Annotated in this window: 8 protein-coding genes; 7 read left to right on the top strand and 1 reads right to left on the bottom strand. The window is 62.2% G+C overall.

The features are described from left to right. Positions 1–29: 29 nt before the first annotated feature. From rpsK to AC0KXH_RS16535, 5 genes are all read left to right on the top strand, one after another. Positions 30–419, top strand: coding sequence for a 30S ribosomal protein S11 (gene rpsK / locus AC0KXH_RS16555; RefSeq protein ID WP_021702690.1), 390 nt, complete (start codon positions 30–32; stop codon positions 417–419). An 18-nt stretch (positions 420–437) separates the two neighbouring features. Continuing rightward, on the top strand, positions 438–1,058 hold the full coding sequence (gene rpsD / locus AC0KXH_RS16550; protein WP_041110248.1) for a 30S ribosomal protein S4: 621 nt from the start codon (positions 438–440) through the stop codon (positions 1,056–1,058). A gap of 22 nt (positions 1,059–1,080) precedes the next feature. Further along, positions 1,081–2,082 carry a DNA-directed RNA polymerase subunit alpha gene (locus tag AC0KXH_RS16545; protein ID WP_041110249.1) on the top strand — a complete coding sequence of 334 codons (1,002 nt, stop codon included), beginning with the start codon at positions 1,081–1,083 and terminating at the stop codon, positions 2,080–2,082. Between the two features lie 45 nt (positions 2,083–2,127). Then, on the top strand, positions 2,128–2,514 hold the full coding sequence (gene rplQ / locus AC0KXH_RS16540) for a 50S ribosomal protein L17 (RefSeq protein ID WP_061337274.1): 387 nt from the start codon (positions 2,128–2,130) through the stop codon (positions 2,512–2,514). Between the two features lie 181 nt (positions 2,515–2,695). Beyond that, on the top strand, positions 2,696–4,156 hold the full coding sequence (locus AC0KXH_RS16535) for a catalase (RefSeq protein ID WP_061337275.1): 1,461 nt from the start codon (positions 2,696–2,698) through the stop codon (positions 4,154–4,156). 72 nt (positions 4,157–4,228) lie between these two features. Here AC0KXH_RS16535 and uvrA read toward each other — a convergent pair whose 3' ends face one another. Next, positions 4,229–7,069, bottom strand: coding sequence for an excinuclease ABC subunit UvrA (gene uvrA, locus AC0KXH_RS16530; protein WP_488223733.1), 2,841 nt, complete (start codon positions 7,067–7,069; stop codon positions 4,229–4,231). A gap of 132 nt (positions 7,070–7,201) precedes the next feature. Here uvrA and AC0KXH_RS16525 point away from each other — a divergent pair, with 132 nt between their 5' ends. Together AC0KXH_RS16525 and AC0KXH_RS16520 are read left to right on the top strand one after the other, a co-directional pair. Further along, positions 7,202–8,569, top strand: coding sequence for an MFS transporter (locus AC0KXH_RS16525; protein ID WP_488223732.1), 1,368 nt, complete (start codon positions 7,202–7,204; stop codon positions 8,567–8,569). A gap of 168 nt (positions 8,570–8,737) precedes the next feature. Next, a complete protein-coding gene (locus AC0KXH_RS16520) occupies positions 8,738–9,226 on the top strand; it encodes a single-stranded DNA-binding protein (protein WP_041110253.1) in 489 nt (162 codons plus the stop codon). Positions 9,227–9,231: the final 5 nt, after the last annotated feature.

Genomic DNA, 9,231 nt, shown 5'->3' with positions numbered 1-9,231 from the left:
TGCGCCCGCGAATCGACAGGAATTAAGTCATGGCTAAGCCTGCTGCTCGTACTCGTAAGAAAGTCAAAAAGACAGTGGTCGATGGGATTGCCCATATCCACGCGTCTTTCAATAACACTATCGTGACCATCACTGATCGTCAGGGTAATGCGCTGTCCTGGGCTACCTCCGGTGGCTCCGGCTTCCGTGGTTCCCGTAAGAGCACTCCGTTCGCCGCCCAGGTGGCTGCCGAGCGTGCCGGTCAGGCTGCTCTGGAATACGGCCTGAAGAACCTCGACGTGAACGTCAAGGGTCCAGGTCCGGGTCGCGAATCCGCCGTGCGTGCTCTGAACGCCTGCGGTTACAAGATCGCAAGCATTACCGATGTGACGCCGATCCCGCACAACGGTTGCCGTCCGCCGAAGAAGCGCCGCGTGTAATTCAGGAGACAGTGAAGAATGGCTCGTTATATTGGTCCCAAGTGCAAACTGTCTCGTCGTGAAGGTACAGACCTTTTCCTGAAGAGCGGTGCGCGTGCCCTCGAATCCAAGTGCAACATCGAGACCCCGCCTGGCGTACATGGTCAGCGTCGTGGCCGTCTGTCGGATTACGGCACCCAGCTGCGTGAGAAGCAGAAAGTTCGCCGTATCTACGGTGTGCTCGAGCGTCAGTTCAGTGGTTACTACAAGGAAGCTGCCCGTCGTAAGGGCGCTACCGGTGAGAACCTGCTGCAACTGCTCGAGTGCCGTCTGGACAACGTCGTCTATCGCATGGGCTTCGGTTCGACTCGTGCCGAGTCGCGTCAGCTCGTTTCGCACAAGTCCATTACCGTAAACGGCAAGACCGTCAACATCCCTTCGTTCCAGGTCAAGGCCGGTGACGTGGTGGCTGTTCGTGAGAAGTGCCGCAACCAGCTGCGTATCGCTCAGGCGCTCGAGCTGTGCGCTCAGCGTGGCCGCGTCGAGTGGGTGGAAGTGGATGCCGACAAGAAGAGCGGTGTTTTCAAGAATGTTCCGGCCCGCAGCGATCTGTCCGCCGACATCAACGAAAACCTCATTGTCGAGCTCTACTCCAAGTAAGGGCTAGAAAATAGGTGTATCCATGCAGAGTTCGGTAAATGAGTTCCTGACCCCCCGCCATATCGATGTGCAGGTGGTCAGTCCGACCCGCGCCAAGATCACTCTCGAGCCCCTCGAGCGTGGTTTTGGCCACACCCTGGGCAACGCGCTGCGTCGTATCCTGTTGTCCTCCATGCCTGGCTGCGCGGTAGTCGAGGCGGAGATCGACGGTGTGCTCCACGAGTACAGCGCGATCGAGGGCGTGCAGGAAGACGTCATCGAGATCCTGCTCAACCTCAAAGGTATCGCCATCAAGCTGCACGGCCGTGATGAAGTGACCTTGAGCCTGGTGAAGAAGGGCCCGGGCGCTGTGACCGCTGCCGATATCCAGCTGGATCACGATGTCGAAATCGTCAATGGCGATCACCTGATCGCCAACCTGGCGGCTAACGGCTCGATCAACATGAAGCTCAAGGTCGTCCGCGGCCGTGGTTATGAGCCGGCTGACGCACGTCAGAGCGATGAGGACGAGAGCCGTAGCATCGGTCGTCTTCAGCTCGACGCGACCTTCAGCCCGGTTCGCCGTGTGGCTTATGTGGTCGAGAACGCTCGTGTCGAGCAGCGCACCAACCTGGATAAGCTGGTCATCGATCTGGAAACCAACGGTACGCTGGACCCTGAAGAGGCCATCCGCCGCGCCGCAACTATCCTGCAGCAGCAGCTTGCCGCTTTCGTCGACCTCAAGGGCGACAGCGAGCCGGTTGTTGTCGAACAGGAAGACGAGATCGATCCAATCCTGTTGCGTCCGGTTGACGACCTCGAGCTCACCGTGCGTTCGGCGAACTGCCTCAAGGCAGAAAACATCTACTACATCGGTGATCTGATTCAGCGCACCGAGGTCGAGCTGTTGAAGACGCCGAACCTGGGTAAGAAGTCGCTCACCGAGATCAAGGACGTGCTCGCTTCGCGCGGTCTGTCCCTCGGTATGCGCCTCGATAATTGGCCGCCGGCAAGTCTCAAGAAGGACGACAAGGCTACGGCCTGATCGTCTCCAGTAACCGAACTATTCGTTTGGTAAGGAATTGCAATCATGCGTCATCGTAAAAGTGGCCGTCATCTGAGCCGCACCAGCGCCCACCGCAAGGCCATGTTCCAGAACATGGCGGTGTCGCTGTTCGAGCACGAACTGATCAAGACCACCCTCCCGAAAGCCAAGGAACTCCGCCGCGTTGCCGAGCCGCTGATCACCCTGGCCAAGGAAGACAGCGTCGCCAATCGCCGCCTGGCTTTCGATCGCACCCGTTCGAAAGCTGCAGTGGGTAAGCTGTTCAACGATCTGGGCAAGCGCTACGCCACCCGCCAGGGTGGATATCTGCGCATCCTCAAGTGCGGTTTCCGCGCCGGGGATAACGCTCCGATGGCTTACGTCGAGCTGGTCGACCGCCCGGTAACCGGTGCGGTTGAAGCAGCCGAGTAAGTTCGGCGGTAGTAAAAGAACCGAGCCTAGTGCTCGGTTTTTTTATGGACGACTGATTTGTAAGAGTGAGGCTCTATCGGATCGGTAGGCCTTGATCATTGGGCGGCGTTTCGCTTGGTTCCTAAGATGGTGCCAATACCGGTTTCGACCGGTAACAGAGCCCACTTCAAGGAGAGCAGCAATGTCCGATAAGCCCAGACTCACTACCGTAGCCGGGGCGCCGGTAAGTGAAAACCAGAACTCCATGACGGCCGGTCCTCGCGGCCCGATGCTGCTGCAGGACGTCTGGTTTCTGGAGAAACTTGCGCATTTCGACCGCGAGGTCATTCCCGAGCGACGCATGCATGCCAAGGGCTCCGGCGCTTTCGGCGAGTTCGTGGTAACGGCCGACATCACGCGCTATAGCAAGGCGCGGCTGTTTTCGCAGGTCGGCAAGCGTACGCCTTTGTTTGCGCGCTTCTCTACCGTCGCTGGTGAGCGTGGCGCGGCCGATGCGGAGAGAGATATCCGCGGTTTCGCGCTGAAGTTCTATACCGAGCAGGGAAACTGGGACCTGGTCGGCAACAATACCCCGGTGTTCTTTTTCCGCGATCCGTTGAAGTTTCCGGACCTCAACCATGCGGTAAAGCGCGACCCACGCACCAACATGCGCAGCGCGAACAACAACTGGGACTTCTGGACCGGGCTGCCTGAGGCACTGCACCAGATTACCTACGTCATGGGTGATCGCGGTATCCCGGCTTCCTATCGGCACATGCATGGCTTCGGTTCGCATACCTACAGCTTCATCAGCCCCGATAACCAGCGCTACTGGGTCAAGTTTCACTTCCGTACCCAGCAGGGCATCAAGAATCTGACCGATGCAGAAGCGGCCGCGATCATCGCAAATGATCGGGAGAGCGCGCAGCGCGACCTGTTCGAGGCGATCGAGCGGGGCGATTACCCGCGTTGGACACTGTACGTGCAGGTGATGCCGGAGGCAGACGCAGCGCGGCTGCCTTACCATCCGTTCGACCTGACGAAGGTCTGGCCACATGGCGACTATCCGCTTATCGAGGTGGGGTACTTCGAGCTCAACCGCAACCCGGACAACTACTTCCAGGATGTCGAGCAGGCCGCCTTTACCCCGGCGAATGTGGTGCCCGGGATCAGTTTTTCGCCCGATCGCATGCTTCAGGGGCGGCTTTTCTCCTATGGCGACGCACAGCGCTATCGGCTGGGCGTCAACCACCACCAGATTCCGGTCAACGCGCCACGCTGTCCGGTGCATAGCTATCACCGGGATGGAGCGATGCGTGTCGATGGTAACCATGGCGGGCGCCTGCATTACGAGCCGAACAGTTATGGCGAATGGCGCGAGCAGCCGGACTTCAGCGAGCCGCCGCTGGCGCTCGACGGCGCGGCCGGTCGTTACGATTACCGGGAGGATGACAGCGACTACTTCACTCAGCCCGGCAATCTGTTCCGGTTGATGAGCGCCGAAGAGCAGCAACGCCTGTTTGACAACACGGCCCGCTCGATGCAAGGCGTCGAACGGCACATCCAGCTTCGCCACATCCGCCATTGCCTGTTGGCGGACCCTGCGTACGGTGGCGGCGTGGCCAGGGCGCTCGGTATAGCGCCATCAGCGATCGGCCTCTGAGCGTCACAAGGGGGTAAAAGGTAAGAGCCCGCAGCTAAGCTGCGGGCTCCTTTTTGGGGGTGAGGGTTCGGTCTAGCGCGCCGCCCGGTCGCGTTCGAGCAGCGGTGCGAGAAAGCGTCCGGTGTGCGACGAGGAATTGGCCGCCACAGCCTCCGGCGTGCCGGTGGCGATTATCTGGCCACCGCGGGAACCACCCTCCGGCCCCAGATCCACCAGCCAGTCGGCGGTCTTGATCACGTCGAGGTTGTGCTCGATGACCACGACCGTGTTGCCGTGGTCGCGCAGCCGGTGCAAGACGTCGAGCAGCTGCTGGATGTCGGCGAAATGCAGGCCCGTGGTCGGCTCGTCGAGGATATACAGCGTCTTGCCAGTGTCTCGCTTGGACAGCTCGCGTGACAGCTTGACGCGCTGCGCCTCGCCGCCCGACAGGGTCGTCGCGCTCTGCCCGAGCTTGATGTAGGAAAGCCCAACGTCCATCAAGGTCTGCAGCTTGCGCGCCACCGCCGGTACCGCATCGAAGAACTCGCGCGCTTCCTCGATGGTCATGTCGAGCACCTCGGTGATGCTCTTGCCCTTGTACTTCACTTCCAGGGTTTCGCGGTTGTAGCGCTTGCCCTTGCAGACATCGCATGGCACGTAGATGTCGGGCAGGAAATGCATCTCCACCTTGATCACGCCGTCGCCCTGGCAGGCTTCGCAGCGGCCGCCCTTGACGTTGAAGGAAAAACGGCCAGGGCCGTAGCCGCGTGCGCGGGCTTCCGGCACGCCGGCAAACAGTTCACGGATCGGCGTGAACAGTCCGGTGTAGGTCGCAGGATTGGAGCGCGGCGTGCGGCCGATCGGGCTCTGGTCGATATCGACGACCTTGTCCAGGTGCTGCAGGCCATCGAAGCTGTCGTAGGGGGCGACTTCCAGTGTGGTTGCGCCATTCAGCGCGCTGGCGGCGATCGGAAAGAGCGTGTTGTTGATCAGTGTCGATTTGCCGGAACCGGAAACACCGGTAATGCAGGTCAGCAGGCCGACCGGAATCTCCAGGTCGACCCCCTGCAGGTTGTTGCCTCGCGCGCCCTTGAGCTTGAGCAGGCGCTTGGCGTCGCGTGGCGTACGCTCAGCGGGGTAGCGGATGTGTTCGCGGCCGGAGAGATACTTGCCGGTCAACGAATCCGGATGGTTCATCACCTCGGCTGGCGTGCCCTGGGCGACGACCCTTCCGCCGTGAACGCCGGCTCCGGGGCCGATATCGACGACGTAGTCGGCGAGTCGAATGGCATCCTCATCGTGTTCGACGACGATGACCGTGTTGCCAAGGTTTCGCAGATGGGTGAGCGTGCCGAGCAGGCGTTCGTTGTCGCGCTGGTGCAGCCCGATGGACGGTTCGTCGAGAATGTACATCACGCCTACCAGGCCGGCGCCGATCTGGCTGGCCAGGCGGATGCGCTGGGCTTCACCGCCGGACAGCGTGTCGGCGCTACGATCCAGGGTCAGGTAGTCGAGGCCGACATTGACCAGGAATCGCAGGCGCTCGCGTATCTCCTTGAGAATCTTGTCGGCGATTTCGCCGCGGCGCCCACTGAGCGAAAGGGTGCCGAAGTAATCGCACGCGTCGCCGACCGGCAGCGCGGTGACTGCCGGCAGTGTCTTGTCGCCGACCCAGACATGCCTGGCTTCACGGCGCAGCCGCGTGCCCCGGCAGTCGGGACAAGGCTGGGTGCTGAGGTACTTGGCCAGCTCTTCGCGCACCGAGTTGGACTCGGTTTCGCGATAGCGCCGCTCGAGGTTCGGCAGGATTCCCTCGAAGGGGTGTGAGCGGCGAACGATGTCGCCCCGGTCGTTCAGGTAGCGGAATTCGACGTTCTCCCGTCCGCTGCCGCGTAGCACGACCTTCTGATGTTCGGCCGGCAGCGAGTCGAAGGGCTCGTCCAGGCTGAAGCCATAATGCGAGGCGAGCGAGCCGAGCATCTGGAAGTAATAGACGTTGCGCCTGTCCCAACCACGGATCGCGCCTTCGGCCAGCGTCAGCTCGCCGTTGACCAGACGCTTGGCGTCGAAGAACTGCTTGACGCCCAAACCATCACAGGTCGGGCAGGCGCCGGCCGGGTTGTTGAAGGAGAACAGCTTGGGCTCGAGCTCGCTGATCGAGTGACCACAGATCGGGCAGGCGAAGCGGGCGGAGAAGATCAGGTCTTCGGCGCCATCGTCTTCCATCGAGGCGACCAGGGCGATGCCGTCGGCCAGCTTCAACGCCGTCTCGAAGGATTCGGCCAGGCGCTGCTGCAGGTCGGCGCGCACCTTGAAGCGATCGACCACGACCTCGATGGTGTGCTTCTTCTGCTTGTCGAGCTTGGGCAGTTCGTCCAGTTCCTGGAGCTTGCCATTGACCCGCGCCCTTACGAAGCCTTGCGCACGTAGCTCGTCGAATACGGCGAGATGCTCTCCCTTGCGCTCACGGATCACCGGCGCGAGCAGCATCAGCTTGCGTCCCTCCGGCAATGCCAGAACCTGGTCGACCATCTGGCTCACGGTCTGGGCTTCGAGCGGAATGTCATGATCCGGACAGCGTGGCGTGCCCACCCGTGCATAGAGCAAACGCAGGTAATCGTAGATCTCGGTGATGGTGCCAACCGTCGAGCGGGGGTTGTGCGAGGTAGACTTCTGCTCGATGGAAATCGCCGGCGACAGCCCTTCGATAGTGTCGACGTCGGGCTTCTCCATCATCGACAGGAACTGACGAGCGTAGGCCGACAGCGATTCGACGTAACGGCGCTGCCCCTCGGCGTAGAGCGTGTCGAAGGCGAGCGATGATTTGCCCGAGCCTGACAGGCCGGTGATCACGATCAGCTTGTCACGTGGCAGGGTCAGGTCGATGTTCTTCAGGTTGTGGGTGCGCGCCCCACGAATCAGGATCTTGTCCAAAACAGCCTCGCATGGCGGGCGAAAGCCCGAAAGTATAAGGCCGAGGCGAAAGGCGCGGCAAAGCGCGCGCCTGTGACGAGTCGGGGATGGCTGCTAGAATCGCCGCCGGTTCAACTAGCGAGATACTTTCCCATGCCGGATCCGTACAGCGAGCGCATGAGCGCCAGCGAAACCCGTGCTGCCGTCGGCCTCGCGCTGGTGTTCGCGTTCCGTATGCTCGGCATGTTCATGGTGTTGCCGGTCCTGGCGACCTACGGCATGGAGCTCAAGGATGCCACGCCCGCCCTCATCGGTTTTGCCATCGGTGCCTATGGTTTGACCCAGGCGGTGCTGCAAATTCCGTTCGGCGTGCTTTCAGACCGCATCGGGCGCCTGCCGATCATCTACTTCGGCCTGCTGATATTCGCCGTTGGTGCGGCCGTCGCGGCTATGTCCGACAGCATAGGTGGCGTCATCCTCGGGCGTGTGCTGCAAGGGGCTGGCGCGATCTCGGCAGCGGTAATGGCGTTGCTGTCGGATCTCACCCGTGAACAGCATCGTACGAAGGCGATGGCCATGATCGGCATGAGCATCGGGCTGTCATTCGCCGTGGCGATGGTCATCGGCCCGCTGCTGACCCGGGCGTTCGGTCTCTCCGGACTGTTCTGGACCACGGCGGCGCTGGCGGTGCTCGGCGCGCTGATCGTTGTCTTTCTGCCGCGCCCGCAGGCGCACATTCGCCATCGCGAATCGGGCGTTGCCCGCCAGGCCTTGGGCGCCACGCTGCGGCACCCGGAGCTGCTGCGGCTGGATTTCGCCATTCTCGCCCTGCATGCCGTGCTGATGGCCAGCTTCGTTGCGCTGCCATTGGCGCTGGTGGAGCAGGGCGGCCTGCCCCGTGAGCAGCATTGGTGGGTCTATCTGACGGCGTTGCTGGTCGGCTTCTTCGGCATGGTGCCGTTCATCATCTATGGCGAAAAGAAGCGTCGCATGCGGCGTGTCGTGCTGGGGGCGGTGGCCGGCCTGCTGCTGTGCGAACTGTTCTTCTGGCTGTTCGGCGACCGGCTGTGGACGCTGGTTGCCGGAATGGTCGCCTTCTTCATCGCGTTCAACCTGCTCGAGGCATCCTTGCCATCGCTGATCAGCAAGGTCGCCCCGGCGGGGGGCAAGGGCACGGCGATGGGCGTGTATTCGACCAGCCAGTTCCTCGGGGCTGGGCTGGGGGGCGTGCTCGGCGGCTGGTTCTACCAGCATGGCGGGCTGAGCACCGTGTTCATCGGTTGTGCAGTGCTCTGTGCGCTCTGGCTGGCGGTCGCGCTGGGCATGCGCGAGCCGCCTTACGTGACCAGCCTGCGGTTGCCGTTGTCCGGGCGGGCGCTGACCGACAGCGAGCTCGAGGCCCGGCTCCTGGCGCTGCAGGGTGTCGCCGATGTGCTCATCGTTGCCGACGAGGCGGCGGCCTACGTCAAGGTGGACAGCCAGCAGGTCGACCGCCAGGCGCTCGAGCGGCTGGTCGCCTGAGGCATCGTCGACATCGAACGGAGTGGCCGGAATGCTGGCTGCTTCCGGCTCCTTGGTTGGCCGGGGCAGGGCGGTAAGGTAACATTCGCGATCACTGGTCTCTGTTCCGCCGCCCGGGCGGAATGCGTTGGGGCCCCTTGAAACATTTCTTTTCCGAAGGAGTTACCCATGGCCAGAGGGGTGAATAAGGTCATCTTGATCGGCAACGTGGGCGGTGATCCCGAGACCCGCTATCTGCCCAATGGCAACGCGGTGACCAACATCACGCTTGCAACCACCGACAGCTGGAAGGACAAGCAGACCGGCCAGCTCCAGGAACGCACCGAATGGCACCGTGTCGTGCTGTTCGGCAAAGTCGCCGAGATCGCCGGCGAGTACCTGCGCAAGGGTTCGCAGTGCTACATCGAGGGCCGCCTGCAGACCCGTGAATGGGAAAAGGACGGCGTCAAGCGCTACACCACCGAAATCGTGGTGGACATGAATGGCACCATGCAGTTGCTCGGCAGCCGCGGCGGCTCCTCCGACGACGCGCCGCGCCAGCCGCGGCCGCAGCGTGAGCCCCAGCAGGCTCCGCGCCAGCAGGCCCAGCCGCAGCGCCAGGCAGCTCCGCAGCCTGCGCCGGACTATGACAGCTTCGATGATGACATCCCGTTCTAGGTCTG

It is taken from the genome of Stutzerimonas sp. CXK-1 (assembly GCF_057738225.1).
This window is presented reverse-complemented; position numbering and strand designations above follow the sequence as displayed.

Bases quoted from the DNA above. Each gene is read 5' to 3' on its own strand.
- rpsK (WP_021702690.1), top strand. From the start codon at position 30: ATGGCTAAGCCTGCTGCTCGTACTCGTAAGAAAGTCAAAAAGACAGTG.
- rpsD (WP_041110248.1), top strand. From the start codon at position 438: ATGGCTCGTTATATTGGTCCCAAGTGCAAACTGTCTCGTCGTGAAGGT.
- AC0KXH_RS16545 (WP_041110249.1), top strand. From the start codon at position 1,081: ATGCAGAGTTCGGTAAATGAGTTCCTGACCCCCCGCCATATCGATGTG.
- rplQ (WP_061337274.1), top strand. From the start codon at position 2,128: ATGCGTCATCGTAAAAGTGGCCGTCATCTGAGCCGCACCAGCGCCCAC.
- AC0KXH_RS16535 (WP_061337275.1), top strand. From the start codon at position 2,696: ATGTCCGATAAGCCCAGACTCACTACCGTAGCCGGGGCGCCGGTAAGT.
- AC0KXH_RS16525 (WP_488223732.1), top strand. From the start codon at position 7,202: ATGCCGGATCCGTACAGCGAGCGCATGAGCGCCAGCGAAACCCGTGCT.
- AC0KXH_RS16520 (WP_041110253.1), top strand. From the start codon at position 8,738: ATGGCCAGAGGGGTGAATAAGGTCATCTTGATCGGCAACGTGGGCGGT.